The organism is Micromonospora sp. NBRC 101691, assembly GCF_030269285.1.
Taxonomy (GTDB): Bacteria; Actinomycetota; Actinomycetes; order Mycobacteriales; family Micromonosporaceae; genus Micromonospora; species Micromonospora echinospora.
The window spans coordinates 189892-206777 of the sequence record NZ_BSTB01000005.1 but is presented as its reverse complement, the minus strand read 5'-3'; the positions used below and the strand labels follow the sequence as shown (position 1 = coordinate 206777).

The window sequence follows — 16886 nt, the reverse complement described above, 5'->3', positions numbered from 1 at the left end:
GTGCCCGACCGGTGCAAGGGAAGACAACAGCGGGGTCCGGTGTTAAGGGTTGCGTCGGGTCGGCTCAACCCCGACTTGACGATCGCGGCAGGCGTGGCACTATTGAGTCAAGTCCACTCAACTTGCGGTGGGTGTTCTTCGGGCGGTGCCCGTCACCTGCTCAACGTAACGAAGCGAGGAAGCGAAGATGGCACGTGCGGTCGGTATCGACCTCGGCACGACGAACTCCTGCGTCAGCGTTCTCGAGGGCGGTGAGCCCACCGTCATCGCCAACGCTGAGGGCTCGCGTACGACCCCGTCGATCGTCGCGTTCGCCCGTAACGGCGAGGTGCTCGTCGGTGAGGTCGCCAAGCGTCAGGCGGTGACCAACCCGGACCGGACCATCCGGTCGGTCAAGCGGGAGATCGGCACCAACTGGACCGTCGACATCGACGGCAAGAAGTACACCCCGCAGGAGATCTCGGCCCGGACGCTGATGAAGCTCAAGCGGGACGCCGAGGCGTACCTGGGCGAGCAGATCACCGACGCGGTGATCACCGTCCCGGCGTACTTCAACGACGGCCAGCGTCAGGCCACCAAGGAGGCCGGCGAGATCGCCGGCTTCAACGTGCTGCGGATCGTGAACGAGCCGACCGCCGCCGCCCTGGCGTACGGGCTGGACAAGGGCTCCAAGGAGCAGACCGTCCTGGTCTTCGACCTCGGTGGTGGCACCTTCGACGTCTCCCTGCTGGAGCTGGCCGAGGGCGTCGTCGAGGTCAAGTCCACCAGCGGTGACAACCAGCTCGGTGGCGACGACTGGGACCAGCGGATCATCGACCACCTGGTGAAGACCTTCCGGGGCGAGCACGGCATCGACCTCTCCCAGGACAAGATGGCCCTCCAGCGGCTCCGCGAGGCCGCCGAGAAGGCCAAGATCGAGCTGTCCGCCGCCACCAACACCAACATCAACCTGCCGTACATCACCGCCGGTTCGGCCGGCCCGCTGCACCTGGACGTGACGCTCAGCCGCGCCGAGTTCCAGCGGATGACGCAGGACCTGCTGGACCGCTGCAAGGGTCCGTTCGAGCAGGCCGTCAAGGACGCCGGGATCAAGGTCGCCGACGTCGACCACGTCATCCTGGTCGGTGGCTCGACCCGGATGCCGGCCGTGACCGACCTGGTCAAGCAGCTCACCGGCCGCGACCCCAACAAGGGCGTCAACCCGGACGAGGTCGTCGCGGTCGGCGCGGCGCTCCAGGCCGGCGTGCTCAAGGGCGAGGTCAAGGACGTCCTGCTGCTCGACGTGACCCCGCTGAGCCTGGGCATCGAGACCAAGGGCGGCATCTTCACCAAGCTGATCGAGCGGAACACCACCATCCCGACCAAGCGGTCCGAGGTGTTCACCACCGCCGACGACAACCAGCCGTCCGTGCTGATCCAGGTCTTCCAGGGCGAGCGGGAGATCGCCGCCTACAACAAGAAGCTCGGCACCTTCGAGCTGACCGGCCTCCCGCCCGCGCCGCGTGGCGTGCCGCAGATCGAGGTCACCTTCGACATCGACGCCAACGGCATCGTCAACGTGCACGCCAAGGACCTGGGCACCGGCAAGGAACAGAAGATGACGATCACCGGCGGCTCCTCGCTGCCGAAGGACGACATCGAGCGGATGCGCCGGGACGCCGAGGACCACGCGGAGGAGGACAAGCGCCGCCGCGAGGACGCCGAGACCCGCAACGTGGCCGAGGCGCTCCAGTGGCAGACCGAGAAGTTCCTCGCCGAGAGCGGCGACAAGCTGCCGGGCGAGAACCGCGACCAGATCAACGAGGCGCTCGGCGAGCTGCGCGGTGCGCTCGGTGGCCAGGACATCGAGAAGATCAAGTCGGCCCACGAGCGGCTCGCGCAGGTCTCCCAGCAGGCCGGCTCGCTGCTCTACGCCCAGCAGCAGGGTGAGCAGGGCGAGCAGCCGGGCGCGGCCGGGGCCGCCGGTGGCGCGCCGGGCGGCGCCAAGGGCGGTGCCGACGACGTGGTCGACGCCGAGATCGTCGACGAGGACGGGAAGAAGTGACGTCCCACCCCGTCACGAACCCACGGCAGAGGGATTGAGGTAGCCGCATGACGGACAAGCCACGCGCCACCGACCCGGAGGAGACCCCCGGTTCGGTGCCGGGTGACTCCGCGACGCCGGCCGGCGGGGACGAAGCCGAATCCGCGGCGGGACTGGTCGAGGAGGCCGAGGTGGTGGTCGACGAGGTCTCCTCGACCGTCGACGAGACGGCCTCGGACGGCGCGCCGGTGGTCGACGCCCCGGCACGGCCGGCCGACGGAGCCCCGGCCGCCCCGCTCGGGGCCGAGCTGGAGGCGCTCCGGGCGGAGCTGGAGGAACGCACCCGGGACCTGCAACGGGTCTCGGCCGAGTACGCCAACTACCGCAAGCGGGTCGATCGGGACCGGGCTCTGGTCGGCGAACAGGCGACCGGCGCGGTGCTCACCGCGCTGCTGCCGATCCTCGACGACCTCGACCGGGCCCGTGAGCACGGCGACCTGGTGGGCCCGTTCGGCACGGTGGCCGAGCAGCTCACCACGGCACTGGGCAAGTTCGGCCTCACCGTCTTCGGTGAGCAGGGCGACCCCTTCGACCCGACCCGGCACGAGGCGGTCGCGCACCAGACCTCGGCCGAGGTCAGCGAGCCGACCTGCGTCCAGGTGATGCGCCGGGGCTACCAGCTCGGCGAGCGCCTGCTGCGGCCCGCGATGGTCGCGGTCGCCGATCCGGAGTAGTACGAGACCGTGACCGGGTCCTCCCGTCCACCGGCACCGGGTGGACGGGAGGCCCGGTGCACGTCGGGTGGAAGGGGGTGGACCGGTGAGTTCCAAGGACTGGCTGGAGAAGGACTTCTACGCCGTGCTCGGCGTGGACAAGTCCGCCTCCTCGGACGACATCAAGAAGGCGTACCGGAAACTGGCCCGGGAGTCCCACCCGGACCACAACCCGGACGACCCGCAGGCCGAGGAGCGGTTCAAGGCCGCCTCCGAGGCGTACAACGTGCTCTCCGACGACAAGCGGCGTCGGGAGTACGACGAGATGCGTACGCTCTTCGGCTCGGGCGCGTTCCGGCGCAACGCCCGGGGCGCGGGCGGTGGCGTACCGTTCGACGTCTCCGACCTGTTCGGCGGCGGCGGCGCGGGTGGCGGTGACCGCCGGTTCGGTGGGTTCAACCCCTCCGACCTGTTCGGGTCGATGTTCTCCGGCGGAGGTGGGGGCGGCCCGGCCCGGCCGCGTGGTCCGGCCCGGGGCCGGGACGTCGAGGCCGAGGTCGCGTTGGACTTCCCCGACGCGGTACGCGGCGTGACCCTCCCGTTGACGCTGCGCGCGCCGGGGGTCTGCGACACCTGCCACGGGGACGGGGCCAAGCCCGGCACCCGACCGGTGACCTGTGCCCAGTGCCACGGCTCCGGGATGGTGAACCGCAACCAGGGGTCGTTCAGCTTCGCCGAGCCCTGCCGCAACTGCCAGGGTGTCGGCACGATCGTCGAGGAGAAGTGCCCCGAGTGCCGGGGCACCGGCGGGGTCACCAAGACCCGCACCCTCAACGTCCGGTTCCCCGCCGGGGTGGCCGACGGGCAGAAGATCCGGCTGGCCGGCCGGGGCGAGCCGGGCGAGCGCGGCGGCCCGGCGGGCGACCTCTTCGTGCACGTGAAGGTTCGTCCCGACGACCTGTTCGGGCGGAGCGGGGACGATCTGACCCTGACCGTGCCGATCACCTTCGCGGAGGCGACGCTCGGCACCGACCTGCGGGTGCCCACGCTGGACGGGGCGGTGACCCTGCGGGTGCCGCCGGGCACGCCCGGCGGCCGGGTCCTGCGGGCCCGGGGCAAGGGCGTGGTCCGCCGTGACGGACAGGCCGGTGACCTGCTGGTCACCCTGGACGTGGTGGTCCCGGCCCGCCTCTCCGACGAGGCGCGCGCCGCGTTGGAGGAGTTCGCCGCGCACACCCCGGCGGCGGCCCGGGAACATCTCGACGCGCGGGTGCGTCGCATCAGTTAGCAACACGTTGCTTCAGGCAACGCGTCGGTTCGGTGGGCAGCGCGTCGGTTCGGTCGGCACGGTGGAGCACACGCGGAGGTGAGCGGGATGGCGGACGGGTTCGTCGGCTCGGGTGACCCTGCCTACGACGCCAAGGTACTCATGATCTCGGTCGCGGCACGGATGGCGGGCATGCACCCGCAGACGCTGCGGCAGTACGACCGGCTCGGGTTGGTGCAGGCGGGGCGGGCGGCCGGTGGTGGTCGCCGCTACAGCGTCCGGGACGTGGTGCTGCTGCGTGAGGTGCAGCGGCTCAGCCAGGACGACGGGGTCAACCTGGCCGGCATCAAGCGGATCATCGGCCTGGAGCAGCTCCTGGAGCAGGCCCAGGCCCGGCTCGCCGAGATGGAGACGGAGCTGAACGCCGCGTACCGGCGGATCGCCGAGCTGGAGGCGATGGCCCGCTTCCCCGGCCGGGAGATCGTCCCCACCACCCGCACCTCCACCGCACTGGTGGTGTGGCGGCCCCGCCGCCCCAACGACCGCTGACTCCCGCCTCTGCTGCGGTGGTGGTGGTAGCAGGGGTCCCCTGTTACCGCTTTTTGATGAGCAGGGGTCCCCTGCTACCACCCTCACCACCGCTGACCACCCTGCACCGTCCTCCTGGTGCAGGGTGGTGCCCTGTTCCGGGAACCGCCGGCCCGGCCGGCTCCGCCCGACTAGCCTCGGAACCAGGTCGAGTCCGCACCAGCCGGGCCCACCGTCGTGGCCGAGCGGAGCCAGGGGCGGGTGACGGCAAGGGGGAGGCGCATGACGGAGCCGGCGAAGAAGGTGGCACAGCAGGCCGAGGAGCGCCTGGACCGGGTCGCCGAGACGGTGCGGGAGAAGTTCGACGCCATCACCGGGAGTCGGTTCGCCGGCAAGCCCGGCCGGGCCGTCGAGCGTCGGAGCACCGCCGAGGGCGACCGGGCCGGGCCGGACCGGACGGCACCGCGACCGGGGCCGGGCGGGAAGGGCCGGAAGCACGGCGCAGGCACCTGAGGCACGGGCCGGGATCCACGGGGGGTCCCGGCCCGTTTCCCGTGCATCCCGGCCTGTGCCTCAGCAGCCCGGCCGGTTTGCCGGGCGGACGGGCCCTGGCGGGGAGTCGCGCCCCGGCTGTCGTTGCCGCCGGGGTGACGCCCGTTCCCCGCTCAGCCGAGCCGGCGGTTCTCCCGGACCAGGCCGCCCTCGCACCAGTCGTGGTAGTCGAAGAGGTCGGGCCGTTCCATGAGCACCCGGGCGTTGTAGGCCCAGGTGCGGACCAGGTGGTCGCCGGTCAGTTCGGCCTGCTCGACCAGCTTGCGCAGACGACGCTTCGGGTGGGCGCGGAACTGGGTGCGGATGCCGTCGGCGGCGTAGATGTAGAGGCAGTGCAGCGCGAACCGCCGGGCCGGGCAGGCGGGGTCCATGGCGAGCTCGAAGAGGGTCGGGACCAGGTGGTCACCGGCGACGAGCAGGTCCCAGTCCGGCGGCATCGATGCCAGCGGCACCGAGTCCGGCTGGTACGCCCACGTCCGCAGCTCCGCCGGAGACGGGTCGACGGGATTGGCGAAGCCGGGGAACGTCGACTCGGGCACGTACCGGCAGCCTTCCGCTCGTGCCCGCGGGGCGTACCGGGTGTCCGCGGGAACCTGGTGTGCTGGGGCGAAACGGTAGCGCGGCCCGGCGCGGCGGCGGAAGACCTCGGCGGGACGGATTCAGCGACCGTCGGCCGGGCCGGTTCCCCCTTCCGGGCGACCCGGCCGGCCGACGTCGCGTCAGTCCGGGGTCGGGACCGGTTCCACCGGTCGGGCCGCCGCCCGACGCCGCAGCCACTGCTTGAACCAGGCGAAATCCGGCAGGCGGGCGAGCATCGGGCCGGTCACCACGGTGATCAGCACGTACGCGGTGGCGAGCGCGGCCAGCCCGGCGGGGACCTCGCCGCTGGCCACCGCCAGTCCGGCGATGACGATGGAGAACTCGCCCCGGGGCACCAGGGCGAGCCCGGCTCGCCATCGCCCGGGTTCGGCGATGCCGGCCCGGCGGGCGGCCAGGTATCCGGTGATCGTCTTCGTGCCCATGGTCACCAGGGCCAGGGCGAGCGCCGGCAGCAGCACGGGCGGGATGTCCCGGGGGTCGGTGACCAGGCCGAAGAAGACGAAGAAGACTGCGGCGAAGAGGTCCCGCAGCGGGGTGAGCAACTCGGTCGCGTGGTGTGCCACCGGACCGGAGAGCGCGATGCCGACCAGGAACGCGCCGACTGCGGCCGACACCTGGAGCTTCGCCGCGATGCCGGCGACCAGCAGGGTCATCCCGAGCACCCCGAGCAGCAGCGCCTCCGGGTCCTTCGCGGACATCGCGGTGGAGATGAGGTCGCCGTACCGGATCGCCACGACCAGCACCAGCAGCACCGTCCCGACCGCGATGGCCAGGGCGATCCCGCCGCCGAGCAGCCCGACGCCGGCCAGCAGCGCGGTGACCAACGGCAGGTAGAGCGCCATGGCCAGGTCCTCGATCACCAGCACCGAGAGGACCACCGGTGTCTCCCGGTTACCGACCCGACCCAGGTCGGCGAGGACCTTGGCGATCACCCCGGACGAGGAGACCCAGGTGATGCCGGCGAGCACCACGGCGGCGATCCAGTCCCAGCCGAGCAGCAGCGCGAACGCCGCGCCGGGCAGAGCGTTGAGGACGGCGTCGATCAGGCCTGCCGGGGCCGCCGAGCGCAGGTTGCCGACCAGCTCGTTCGCCGAGTACTCCAGGCCGAGCATGACCAGCAGGAGGATGACGCCGATCTCCGCGCCGACGGCGAAGAACTCCTCGCTGGCGTGCATCTCCAGGATGCCGCCGTGCCCGACGGCGAGCCCGGCGAGGAGGTAGAGCGGGATGGGGGAGAGACCGATCCGGCGGCTGAGCCGGCCGAGGAGACCGAGGAGGAAGAGCAGCGCCCCGACCTCGATGAGCAGCGTCGTGAAGTCGTGCATCCGCGCCTCAGCCGTCCGGGTCGCTGTCGGCGAGGATGGCTGTGACCCCGTCGAGCCCCTTGCGGTTGCCGACCACGACCACCACGTCACCGGCCTCGAAGCGGAAGGTGGGGCCGGGCGAGACGATCACCTCGCCGCCGCGCAGCACCGCCACGATGGAGGCGCTGGTGCGGGTCCGGGCCTTGGTGTCGCCGAGCCGGCGGTTGACGTACTTCGAGCCGGCCGGGATGGCGATCTGCTCGGTGAGCAGCCCGGCGGCCTGCTCCCGCAGCCCGGTGAGCTGACCGAGCATCAGCGACGCGCCGAGGATGTCGGCCAGCGCCTCCGCCTCGTCGTCGGTCAGGGGTATGTCGTGCTGGCAGGAATCGGGATCATCAGGGTCGTAGAGGACAAGATCACGTCGGCCGTTGCGGTGGGACACCACGCCGAGCCGGCGTCCGGACTCCGTCAACAGGTCGTGACGTACACCGATTCCCGGTAGGGCAGTCTGTTCGACACGTACTCGCACGGCGGTCACGGTACGGTACCGGCGCGAAGGAGGGCCATGACCGAGCGGCGTTGTCGGTGGCTGGTCACACTGCTGCTCGTACCAGCTCTGGCGGGCTGCGCGATCGGGGACGTCCGGCGCCGACCGCCGGCTCCTCCGACCCCACCGGTTCCGTCGACACCGGCGACGACGCTGCCGCCGGCCTCCTTCGACGAGGTACGCCAGGTGCGGGTCGCCGTGCCCGAACGGTACGACCGGCCGTACGTCGAGTTCAGCGACGCGCGGAACGGTTACGCCCTCTTCGCCACGTGCGACGGGACGCCGCCGGGTCCCGCCTGTCCGGCCCTGCTCTACGGCACCGCCGACGGTGGTCGGTCCTGGCGGGAGCTGCGGCATCCCCGCCCGATCGCCGACAACCAGCAGCTCTACACGGCCTCCAATCTGCTCGTGCTGCTCAGCGAACCGCACGGCTGGTACACCTCGACCGACGGCGGCGCCACGTTCACGTACTCCCGGTCCGTCCCTCCGGTCTGGGTCGGGGCGCAGGGGCGGTTCCAGGTCGTCGAGGCCACCGGGAAGCTCGCCGAGTGGGACGGCCGCCGGTTGCGTCCGCTGGACACCCAGCCGGACGTACCCGGGATCAACACGGTCGCCTCGCGGGACGACCGGATCGTCGTGGCCGGGGTGCACGACGGCCGGCCGTCCGCCGCGATGTCGCCCGACGGCGGCCGGCGCTGGCTGCGGCTGGCGGTGTCCCCGCCGGACGGCGAGGTGTCCGTGCTCCGCGCGGTGATCGACGCGACGGACACGGCGTGGCTGGTCGGGGAGCGCCCGGACCGGACGTCCTTCCCGGCGCTGTGGCGGCAGGGCGGCCCGGGTTGGGAACTGGTGGACCCCGAGGACCGCCCGGAGCGGATCCGGTCGATGGTTCCGGTCGGTGGCGGCATGGTGGTGGTGACCGGGCCGGGCGGGGCCGGGATGGTGACCAACGACCGGTACCACCGGATGGCCTGGCCGCTCACCCCGGAGCACCACCTCACGGTGCTCGCCGACGGCACGCTCTGCGCCCGTGGGCCGGGCGACGTCGTCCTGGCCGGCGGCGGCTTCTCCGTCGGGCAGCACTGGGTGCGGGTGGTTCTCGACCACCGCTGACACCGCCGTGTGACTCGGCTCACACCGCTGAAGTTGAGTGGAATAGGCTCAACTCTGGTTGTGTCTCTCTCAGTGGACACGCCGATTCCGGGGGAGCCCATGAACACGGAACGCCTCACCACCAAGAGCCGCGAGGTCATCACCGGTGCCGTCGCCGTCGCCAACCAGCGCGGGCACGCCACCGTGGAACCCTGGCACCTGCTGCTGGCCCTGCTCGACACCGCTGGGTCCACCGCTGCCGGCCTGCTGCGCGCCGCCGGCTCCGACCCGGTCGAGCTGCGCCGGGTCGCCGTACGCGCGACCGACACGCTGCCCGCCGCGCGTGGCTCCAGCATCGCCGAACCCACCCTGTCCCGGGAGTTCGTGAACGCCATCGGCGCGGCCGAGCAGATCGCCCGCCCGCTCGGTGACGAGTACACCTCCACCGAGCACCTCCTCGCCGGCCTGGCCCGGGTCGGGGGCGCGGTCGCCGGCGCGCTCCGGAGCGCCGGAGCCACCGAGGAGAACCTGGTCGCCGCCTTCCCGAGTATCCGGGGCGGGGACCGGCGGGTCACCACCGCCGACCCCGAGCAGAGCTACCAGGCCCTGGAGAAGTACGGCGTCGACCTGACCGCCAGCGCCCGCGACGGCAAGATCGATCCAGTCATCGGCCGGGACTCGGAGATCCGCCGGGTCATCCAGGTGCTGTCGCGGCGGACCAAGAACAACCCGGTGCTGATCGGCGAGCCGGGTGTCGGCAAGACCGCCATCGTCGAGGGGCTGGCCCAGCGGATCGTCGCCGGGGACGTGCCCGAGTCGCTGCGGGACAAGAAGCTCGTCTCGCTCGACCTCGGTGCGATGGTCGCCGGAGCCCAGTACCGCGGCCAGTTCGAGGAGCGGCTCAAGTCCGTCCTTGAGGAGATCAAGAACTCCAACGGCCAGGTCATCACGTTCCTCGACGAGTTGCACACCGTGGTCGGCGCGGGCAAGGGCGAGGGCTCGATGGACGCCGGCAACATGCTCAAGCCGATGCTGGCCCGGGGCGAGCTGCGCATGGTCGGCGCGACCACCCTGGACGAGTACCGCGAGCACATCGAGAAGGACCCGGCCCTGGAGCGCCGCTTCCAGCCGGTGGTGGTCGGCGAGCCGACCATCGAGGACACCATCGGCATCCTGCGCGGTCTGAAGGAGCGCTACGAGGTGCACCACGGCGTGCGGATCACCGACGCCGCCCTGGTCGCCGCCGCCGCCCTGTCGGACCGCTACATCACCGACCGCTTCCTGCCCGACAAGGCCATCGACCTGGTCGACGAGTCCGCGTCCCGGCTGCGCATGGAGATCGACTCCCGGCCGGTCGAGGTGGACGAGATCGAGCGGGCGGTCCGCCGGCTGGAGATCGAGGAGATGGCGCTGGCCAAGGAGCCGGACGCCGCCTCCGCCGAGCGCCTCGAACGGCTGCGCAAGGAGTTGGCCGACAAGCGCGAGCAGCTCACCGCGCTCTCCGACCGCTGGCAACTGGAGAAGAGCCACATCACCAAGCTCTCCACCGCCAAGGAGGAGCTGGAACGGCTCGGCGGCGAGGCCGAGCGGGCCGAGCGGGACGGCGAACTGGAACGTGCCGCCGAGCTGCGGTACGGCCGCATCCCCGCGCTCAAGGCCGACCTGGCGACGGCGGAGGAGGAACTGGCCCGGCTCCAGGCCGACGGCGCGATGCTCAAGGAGGAGGTCGGCGCGGACGACATCGCCGCCGTGGTCGCCTCCTGGACCGGCATCCCCGCCGGCCGCCTCCTCGAAGGCGAGACCGCCAAGCTGCTCCGGATGGAGGAGTCGCTGCGTGAGCGGGTGGTCGGCCAGCCCGAGGCGGTCGCCGCCGTCTCCGACGCGGTCCGGCGGGCCCGCGCCGGGGTCGCCGACCCGGACCGTCCGACCGGCAGCTTCCTCTTCCTCGGCCCGACCGGCGTCGGCAAGACCGAGCTGGCCAAGGCGCTCGCCGAGTTCCTCTTCGACGACGAGCGGGCCATGGTCCGCATCGACATGAGCGAGTACGGCGAGAAGCACTCCGTCGCCCGGCTCGTCGGTGCCCCGCCCGGCTACGTCGGGTACGAGGAGGGCGGGCAGCTGACCGAGGCGGTGCGCCGCCGGCCGTACTCGGTGATCCTGCTGGACGAGGTGGAGAAGGCCCACCCGGACGTCTTCGACATCCTGCTCCAGGTGCTCGACGACGGCCGGCTCACCGACGGCCAGGGCCGCACCGTCGACTTCCGCAACGCCATCCTGATCCTCACCTCCAACCTCGGCTCGTCGGTGATCAGCGACCTGACGCTCGCCGAGGAGCAGCGCCGGGAGGGCGTGCTCGCGGTGGTCCGGTCGCACTTCAAGCCGGAGTTCCTCAACCGGCTGGACGACATCGTGGTCTTCGCCGCCCTGCACGGCGACGACCTGCGGGCCATCGTGGACATCCAGCTGGCGCGGATGCGCCGACGGCTCGCCGACCGCCGCCTCGGCCTGGAGATCACCGAACCGGCCCGCGTCTGGCTCGCCGAGCACGGGTACGACCCGATCTACGGTGCCCGTCCACTGCGCCGCCTGGTCCAGTCCGCCATCGGCGACCAGCTCGCGCGGGCCCTGCTGGCCGGCCAGATCCGGGACGGCGACACGGTCCGGGTCGACCTCGCCGACAGCAAGGAGGCACTCACCGTCACCTCCGCCGGCTGAACGGTGGTGCCCGGGGAGGGAGGGAACCCGTACCCTCCCCGGGCATGATCCCCTCTCCGGCCGAGCCGGTCCGAGCAGCTCGGCCGACCGCCGTCACCGTCGCCTTCTGGCTCCAACTGGCCACCGTGGTCGTCCTGCTCGTGGCGGTGGGCCTGACCGTGGCCGCAGCCGTGCAGTTCGACGGCCAGATCGACCGGGCGGCGGCGAAGGTGCCCGACGCCGACCCGGACGAGGTGAGCGGCGAACGCTTCGGCAACCTCTTCATGACGGTGCTGTTCTGCCTGCCGGCCCTGGTGCTGGCGGGATGGCTCGCCGCCACCGCCCGGCCGGTGTTCCAGGGTGGCGGCACGGCCCGGGTCCTGGTCTTCGTGGCCGGTGGGGCGCAACTGCTCTGCTGCTTCGGGCAGGGCTGTCTCGGCTTCGCCTTCCTGCCGTTCTTCCTGGTCGGCGAGGAGTGGACGGAGCCGACCACCGGTCCGGACGGGGAGCCGCTGTGGGAGGAGTCCGAGTTCCTCGACACGCTCTACGGCGACGCCGGTGTCGGCGGTGACCTGCTCACCGCCGCCGGTGGCCTCGGCGTGGGAATCGCCCTGCTGCTCACCCTGGCGGTGGTACTGCTGCTGGCCCTGCCGCCCGGCAGCCGCTACTTCCGCACCGACGACGGGGACCGGCCCCCGACCCCGCCCGGATGGCCCTGGCCGGGTGCGTCGGGGCCGTACGCCGGCCCGCATCTGCCCGTCCTGCCGTCGGGGTACCCGACGCCTCCGGTGTACGCCCTGCCACCGGGGTACCTGATCTGTCCGGACCCGTCCGTCCACCTGCCCCCGCAACCCCGTCCCGAGCAGCCGCAGAGCCCCTCGCCGGACACGCCCGGTAGCTGACCGATCGCTCAATCGCGCTGCTGTTTGCGCAGGTGCGTGTGGTTGTTACCGTCAGGCGCCGACGCGGACGAAAGGCGGGCGATGGTGAACGGGACACTGGCGTACCTGGTGACGGCGGTCGGCTGTCTGTTCGGGGTGGCCGGCCTGGTCGTCGCCCTCGTCGCGCTGCGCCGGTCGAAGCAGCGCCCGTCCGCGCCGCCGCCGGTCGCCGATCCGTTCCGTGACCACGACGCCGACGCCCTGCGCGGCGACCCGCGCCGGCTGCGTCCCGGCGACCTCGTCGAGATCCGGCAGGTGACCTACGCGGTGCGCGGCTCGCTGCACCTCACCGAGGGTGGCTGGAGCTGGGCCGAGCACCTGCTGGACACTGCGGACGGCACCAAGCGCTGGCTCTCGGTCGAGGAGGACCCGGACCTGGAGCTGGTGCTCTGGACCGCCGAGCCGACCGCAACGGTCACCCCCGGCCCGGCCACCGTCCAGTTCGACGGTCGCTGGTACCGCAGCGACGAGTCGGGCCAGGCCCGCTGGACCGCCACCGGCACCACCGGCCTCGCCCCCACCGGCAGCGTCCGGTACCACGACTACACGGCCTCCGCCGAGGCCCGGCTCTCCTTCGAGAAGTACGGCGACGCCGACTGGGAGGTCGCCCGGGGCGAGCTGCTGCGCCGGCCCGAGGTGATGGTCTACCCGCAGGCCGGCCCGGAGAAGATGGGCTGAACATGCTGGTCAGCCTGGACGCGCCGTACGTCGACACCAGCGCCGCCGACCTCAGCCTGGCACTCGGCGGCCCGGAACTGCCCGCCCTGTACGTGCTCGACCTCGACCTGTCCGGCGGGCGGCGGATCCGGCTACGCCTGCTCGGCGCGTCCCACCAGGTGCTCCTGGGCGGGTCCGCGCCGGACGGCTCGTCCGGTCCGGTGGTGCTGGCCGAGACGGTCGCCTGTCTGCCGGGGCGGCGACCGGACCTGCCGAGCGCGGTGCACCAACCGGCGGACGGCTACTCGTTCACCGCGACCGTGCTCCGGCCGGAGCCGGGCGGGTTGAGCAGCCGGGTCGCCGCTCTCCGTGCCGACCTGGCCGACGACCCACACGCCCTGGTCGGTGTCTTCCCCGGTGACCCGGACGCGGTGACCGCCCTGGCGGTCGTCCCCGATCCGGCTTCGAACACGGTGCGCTGGCGCACCTGGCACGCGTATCCGCAGACCAATGAGCTGGTCCTGACCAATACGGTGGTGACACTGTGACGTATCGACGGTGGTTCGTGGTCGGCGCGGCGTTCGCCGTGATCGGCGCGCTGGTCGCCGCCTTCGCGATCTTCTACGGCAACTTCTCCCCCCGGGGCTACGTGGAGGACCGGTACACCCGGGCCACCGGCCAGGACATCGGCCGGGACGCGATCGCGTACACCTCCACCAAGCGTCCGAGCCAGGTGGCGGACGAGGTGACCGACGCCTGGAAGCCGGCCGACCAGTACGTCGACGGCAGCGGCGTCTACCTGCGCTACGACGACGACTCGGTGGTCATCCTGCCGGTGGCGACCGGGTCGGTGATCCTGCTGGAACGCCTCTCCACCGCCTACCCCCGCTACCACTCGACGGTGGGCAACAGCTGGGGCTGGGGGCGCGGCAGCACGGTCCGTGGCGGCGGCCCCGGCAGCGGCAAGTGACCCCGCTCCCGGGCCACCCGCCCGGGTGACCATCGCCGCCGGTGTGCCGGCGGTCCACGATCCCACCGTCGTCGCCCCGGCAGCGGCGGTGACCGACGACAAACCCCTCATCCTCGGAGTCCCACCGTGCAGACCCTCGTCACCGATCTGCTGGTCACCCTCGCCTACGGGGTGGTCGGCGTCGTCCTCATGGGCATCGGCTACGTCCTCGTCGACGTGGCCACCCCCGGCCGGCTCAACGAACTGATCTGGACCCAGCGCAACCGGAACGCCGCGCTGCTGCTCGCCTCCAACCTGGCCGGCGTCGGCATCACCGTGGTCGCCGCCATCGTCGCCAGCGAGGACGACTTCGTCCTCGGTATCGTCGGCGCCGCCTCGTACGGGATTCTCGGCCTGGTCATCATGGCCGCCGCGTTCGTCCTGCTGGACGTGGCGACGCCCGGCAAGCTCGGCGAGATCCTGGTCGACCCGCAGCCGCACCCCGCCGTCTGGGTCAGCTCCGTCATCCACCTCGCCACCGGCGCGATCATCGCCGCCGCGATCAGCTGATGGCCGCCCCGACGCCTGCGAAGAAGGAGACCTCCACCGCGGCGGTCGTCTGGATCGTGGTGATCACCGTGGTGGCGGTCGGTGCCTGCGTGCTGCCGGCCGTCCTCAACGGGAACTCCAGTAGCGTCGTCCCACCGCCCACCGCCACCGAGCGCACCGAGACCGTGGCGGTGCTCCAGCGTTCCGCCGAGGCGCAGGACGTCTGCTACGGCTGGGTGCTGGAGGAGGGCAGCCGCACGATCAGCGTGGGGTCGAACCTCGGCGAGGGCACCCCGGTCGACGACCCCCGGTGCCCCCGCTGGGTCCAGGTCGTGGCGAACGTGAACTGGACGCCGGAGAGCAGCGAGTCCAACGACTTCGCCTCCATCGACGTCGAGGGGTCCAGCGACTTCGACCGCACCGACCTCTTCCTCATCGAGGGCGGCCTGGACCGGTTCGGTCTGAACGACGAGACGTTCATCGACGACCCCGGCTGGGCCACCACCCGGGCCGCGGTCGCCCTGCCGCTGCTGCTGGCCGAGCGGGGCCTGACCGATCCAGCCCCGGTCACCACCGCGGCCCCGGAGGCGGCCCCGTCGCCGTTGCCGGACACCAGCTTCGACCTGTGGCGGGACCGGTGGGGCTACTTCGTCGGGGTCGCCGGCCTGCTGCTGATCACCGCGCTCCTGTTCACCGTCGGCTTCGTGCAGCGCCGCAAGGAGCGGCGGGCAGCTGCGGAGGCCATGGCGGCCCCGGGCGTCCGGCACAACCGGAAGAGGCCGTGAGTACCGAGGCACCGGAACGGCCGCGCTGGCGACTGGCCCGCACGGCCGTCCTGGTCGCGGTCTTCGTCTGCGCGGCCTGCGGGCTGGTGTACGAGCTGGCCCTGGTCGCGCTGGGCAGCTACCTGATCGGCGACACCGTCGGTCAGGCGTCCATCGTGCTCGGCGTGATGGTGTTCGCGATGGGCGTGGGCGCGCTGGCCGCGAAGCCGCTCCAGTCCCGGGCCGCCGCCGCGTTCGCCCTGGTCGAACTGGTCCTGGCGCTGCTCGGTGGGCTCTCGGTGCTCGGCCTCTACGCGGCCTTCGCCTGGCTGGACCTGTACGGTCCGGCCCTGGTCGGCACCGCGTTCGTGCTCGGGCTGCTGATCGGCGCGGAGATCCCGCTGCTGATGGTGCTGCTGCAACGCATCCGGGAGCAGTCCGCCGGCAGCGCGGTGGCCGACCTGTTCGCCGCCGACTACGTCGGCGCGCTGCTCGGCGGCCTCGCCTTCCCGTTCCTGCTGATCCCGGTCTTCGGGCAGCTCAAGGGGGCGCTCGTGGTGGGCGCGGTGAACGCCGTCGCCGGTGTGGCCCTGGTGGTCACCGTCTTCCGGCGGGAGCTGAGCCGCCGGGCGTACGTCGCGGTCGCCGCCGGGTCGGTCGTGGTCGCGCTCTGCCTCTCCTACGCCTGGATCACCGCCCGGGACTTCGAACTGACCGCCCGGCAGCAGCTCTACCGGGACCCGGTGGTGCACGCCGAGCGCAGCCGCTACCAGGAGATCGTGCTGACCCGGTCGGTGACCGAGGTCGGCCGCGAGAACTCCGACCTGCGTCTGTACCTCAACGGCGACCTCCAGTTCAGCTCGGTGGACGAGCACCGCTACCACGAGGCGCTGGTGCATCCCGCGCTGGACGGTCCACGCGGCGAGGTGCTGGTGCTCGGCGCCGGGGACGGGCTGGCCGTCCGGGAACTGCTGCGCTACCCGGACGTACGCCGGGTGACCGTGGTCGACCTGGACCCGGCCGTGGTGGCGCTGGCCCGTACCGAGCCGCAGCTGCGCCGGCTCAACGACGACGCCTTCACCGACCCCCGGGTACGCGTGGTGCACGCCGACGCGTTCGGCTGGCTGCGGACCGCCGGGGACCGCTTCGACGTGGTGGTGGCGGACCTGCCCGACCCGGACGAGACGGCCACCGCGAAGCTCTACACCGTCGAGTTCTACTCGCTGGTGCGTTCGGTGCTCGTCGACACGGGTCGGCTGGTGGTGCAGTCCGGCTCGCCGTACTTCGCGCCCCGGTCGTACTGGTCGATCGAGGCGTCCGTACGGGCGGCCGGCTTCACCACCCGGCCGTACCACGTGGACGTGCCGTCCTTCGGTGACTGGGGTTTCGTGCTGGCCGCCCCCGGCCCGAACCCGCCCCCGCTGGAGTTGCCCGACGACGTCCCGTCGCTGCGCTTCCTGGACGCCGGCACGCTCGCCGCCGCCGGGAACTTCCCCGCCGACCGCCGCCGGGTCGACGTGCCCGCCTCGACCCTGCTCGATCCGAAGGTGCTGGAGTACGCCCGCGTGGAGTGGCGCGGCTACTGACCGGGTTGGCGTCGAGCGCGACTGGGTACGGCACGTCGAGCGTCGCCCGGCGGGTCCGTCCCGTCCGTCCCGTACGGCTGGCGGAATGCCGTTACGGTGTGGTGGCGATCCAAGGGAAGG

Annotated in this window: 17 protein-coding genes; 14 read left to right on the top strand and 3 right to left on the bottom strand. The window is 72.2% G+C overall.

Annotated elements, in window-relative coordinates; all coding sequences use genetic code 11:
* Positions 1 to 187: 187 nt before the first annotated feature.
* The 5 genes from dnaK to QSK20_RS11530 all read left to right on the top strand — a co-directional run bounded on the left by dnaK (position 188) and on the right by QSK20_RS11530 (position 5044).
* The gene (gene dnaK, locus QSK20_RS11550) at positions 188 to 2044 is read left to right on the top strand and encodes a molecular chaperone DnaK (protein WP_285788581.1); all 1857 of its coding nucleotides are present in this window, start codon (positions 188 to 190) and stop codon (positions 2042 to 2044) included.
* Positions 2045 to 2091: 47 nt separating this feature from the next.
* Complete coding sequence (grpE, locus tag QSK20_RS11545; protein WP_285788580.1) at positions 2092 to 2757, top strand: nucleotide exchange factor GrpE; 666 nt, start codon at positions 2092 to 2094, stop codon at positions 2755 to 2757.
* 85 nt (positions 2758 to 2842) lie between these two features.
* A complete protein-coding gene (dnaJ, locus tag QSK20_RS11540) occupies positions 2843 to 4024 on the top strand; it encodes a molecular chaperone DnaJ (protein WP_285788579.1) in 1182 nt (393 codons plus the stop codon).
* 87 nt (positions 4025 to 4111) lie between these two features.
* On the top strand, positions 4112 to 4552 hold the full coding sequence (locus tag QSK20_RS11535) for a heat shock protein transcriptional repressor HspR (protein WP_285788578.1): 441 nt from the start codon (positions 4112 to 4114) through the stop codon (positions 4550 to 4552).
* 261 nt (positions 4553 to 4813) lie between these two features.
* Positions 4814 to 5044: a hypothetical protein gene (locus QSK20_RS11530; protein ID WP_285788577.1), complete on the top strand. Its 231-nt coding sequence runs from the start codon at positions 4814 to 4816 to the stop codon at positions 5042 to 5044.
* Positions 5045 to 5196: 152 nt separating this feature from the next.
* Here QSK20_RS11530 and QSK20_RS11525 read toward each other — a convergent pair whose 3' ends face one another.
* The 3 genes from QSK20_RS11525 to QSK20_RS11515 all read right to left on the bottom strand — a co-directional run bounded on the left by QSK20_RS11525 (position 5197) and on the right by QSK20_RS11515 (position 7516).
* The gene (locus QSK20_RS11525) at positions 5197 to 5622 is read right to left on the bottom strand and encodes a hypothetical protein (RefSeq protein WP_285788576.1); all 426 of its coding nucleotides are present in this window, start codon (positions 5620 to 5622) and stop codon (positions 5197 to 5199) included.
* A gap of 180 nt (positions 5623 to 5802) precedes the next feature.
* Positions 5803 to 7008, bottom strand: coding sequence for a cation:proton antiporter (locus QSK20_RS11520; RefSeq protein WP_285788575.1), 1206 nt, complete (start codon positions 7006 to 7008; stop codon positions 5803 to 5805).
* 7 nt (positions 7009 to 7015) lie between these two features.
* Positions 7016 to 7516 (bottom strand): cation:proton antiporter regulatory subunit, encoded by a 501-nt coding sequence (locus QSK20_RS11515; protein WP_285788574.1) that lies wholly within the window; start codon positions 7514 to 7516, stop codon positions 7016 to 7018.
* A 36-nt stretch (positions 7517 to 7552) separates the two neighbouring features.
* On the opposite strand from QSK20_RS11515, the gene QSK20_RS11510 reads away from it, so the two are divergent.
* The 9 genes from QSK20_RS11510 (at position 7553) to QSK20_RS11470 (ending at position 16766) form a co-directional block, all read left to right on the top strand.
* On the top strand, positions 7553 to 8647 hold the full coding sequence (locus tag QSK20_RS11510; RefSeq protein WP_285788573.1) for a beta propeller repeat protein: 1095 nt from the start codon (positions 7553 to 7555) through the stop codon (positions 8645 to 8647).
* Between the two features lie 99 nt (positions 8648 to 8746).
* Positions 8747 to 11341: an ATP-dependent chaperone ClpB gene (gene clpB, locus QSK20_RS11505; protein WP_285788572.1), complete on the top strand. Its 2595-nt coding sequence runs from the start codon at positions 8747 to 8749 to the stop codon at positions 11339 to 11341.
* Between the two features lie 44 nt (positions 11342 to 11385).
* The gene (locus QSK20_RS11500) at positions 11386 to 12222 is read left to right on the top strand and encodes a hypothetical protein (protein ID WP_285788571.1); all 837 of its coding nucleotides are present in this window, start codon (positions 11386 to 11388) and stop codon (positions 12220 to 12222) included.
* 84 nt (positions 12223 to 12306) lie between these two features.
* Positions 12307 to 12939, top strand: a complete 633-nt coding sequence (locus QSK20_RS11495; RefSeq protein ID WP_285788692.1) for a DUF4178 domain-containing protein — start codon at positions 12307 to 12309, stop codon at positions 12937 to 12939.
* Between the two features lie 2 nt (positions 12940 to 12941).
* Positions 12942 to 13466, top strand: coding sequence for a DUF2617 family protein (locus QSK20_RS11490; RefSeq protein ID WP_285788570.1), 525 nt, complete (start codon positions 12942 to 12944; stop codon positions 13464 to 13466).
* The gene (locus QSK20_RS11485) at positions 13463 to 13888 is read left to right on the top strand and encodes a DUF4247 domain-containing protein (RefSeq protein ID WP_285788569.1); all 426 of its coding nucleotides are present in this window, start codon (positions 13463 to 13465) and stop codon (positions 13886 to 13888) included. Before QSK20_RS11490 ends, QSK20_RS11485 begins: the two co-directional genes overlap by 4 nt.
* Positions 13889 to 14014: 126 nt before the next feature.
* Positions 14015 to 14437 (top strand): DUF350 domain-containing protein, encoded by a 423-nt coding sequence (locus QSK20_RS11480; RefSeq protein ID WP_088981265.1) that lies wholly within the window; start codon positions 14015 to 14017, stop codon positions 14435 to 14437.
* Positions 14437 to 15201, top strand: a complete 765-nt coding sequence (locus QSK20_RS11475) for a hypothetical protein (RefSeq protein ID WP_285788568.1) — start codon at positions 14437 to 14439, stop codon at positions 15199 to 15201. Before QSK20_RS11480 ends, QSK20_RS11475 begins: the two co-directional genes overlap by 1 nt.
* Entirely contained in the window at positions 15198 to 16766 is a 1569-nt protein-coding gene (locus tag QSK20_RS11470; RefSeq protein WP_285788567.1) for a polyamine aminopropyltransferase, read from the top strand. Before QSK20_RS11475 ends, QSK20_RS11470 begins: the two co-directional genes overlap by 4 nt.
* Positions 16767 to 16886 lie beyond the last annotated feature (120 nt).

Bases quoted from the DNA above. Each gene is read 5' to 3' on its own strand.
- dnaK (WP_285788581.1), top strand. From the start codon at position 188: ATGGCACGTGCGGTCGGTATCGACCTCGGCACGACGAACTCCTGCGTC.
- grpE (WP_285788580.1), top strand. From the start codon at position 2,092: ATGACGGACAAGCCACGCGCCACCGACCCGGAGGAGACCCCCGGTTCG.
- QSK20_RS11535 (WP_285788578.1), top strand. From the start codon at position 4,112: ATGGCGGACGGGTTCGTCGGCTCGGGTGACCCTGCCTACGACGCCAAG.
- QSK20_RS11530 (WP_285788577.1), top strand. From the start codon at position 4,814: ATGACGGAGCCGGCGAAGAAGGTGGCACAGCAGGCCGAGGAGCGCCTG.
- QSK20_RS11520 (WP_285788575.1), bottom strand. From the start codon at position 7,008: ATGCACGACTTCACGACGCTGCTCATCGAGGTCGGGGCGCTGCTCTTC.
- QSK20_RS11510 (WP_285788573.1), top strand. From the start codon at position 7,553: ATGACCGAGCGGCGTTGTCGGTGGCTGGTCACACTGCTGCTCGTACCA.
- clpB (WP_285788572.1), top strand. From the start codon at position 8,747: ATGAACACGGAACGCCTCACCACCAAGAGCCGCGAGGTCATCACCGGT.
- QSK20_RS11500 (WP_285788571.1), top strand. From the start codon at position 11,386: ATGATCCCCTCTCCGGCCGAGCCGGTCCGAGCAGCTCGGCCGACCGCC.
- QSK20_RS11490 (WP_285788570.1), top strand. From the start codon at position 12,942: ATGCTGGTCAGCCTGGACGCGCCGTACGTCGACACCAGCGCCGCCGAC.
- QSK20_RS11475 (WP_285788568.1), top strand. From the start codon at position 14,437: ATGGCCGCCCCGACGCCTGCGAAGAAGGAGACCTCCACCGCGGCGGTC.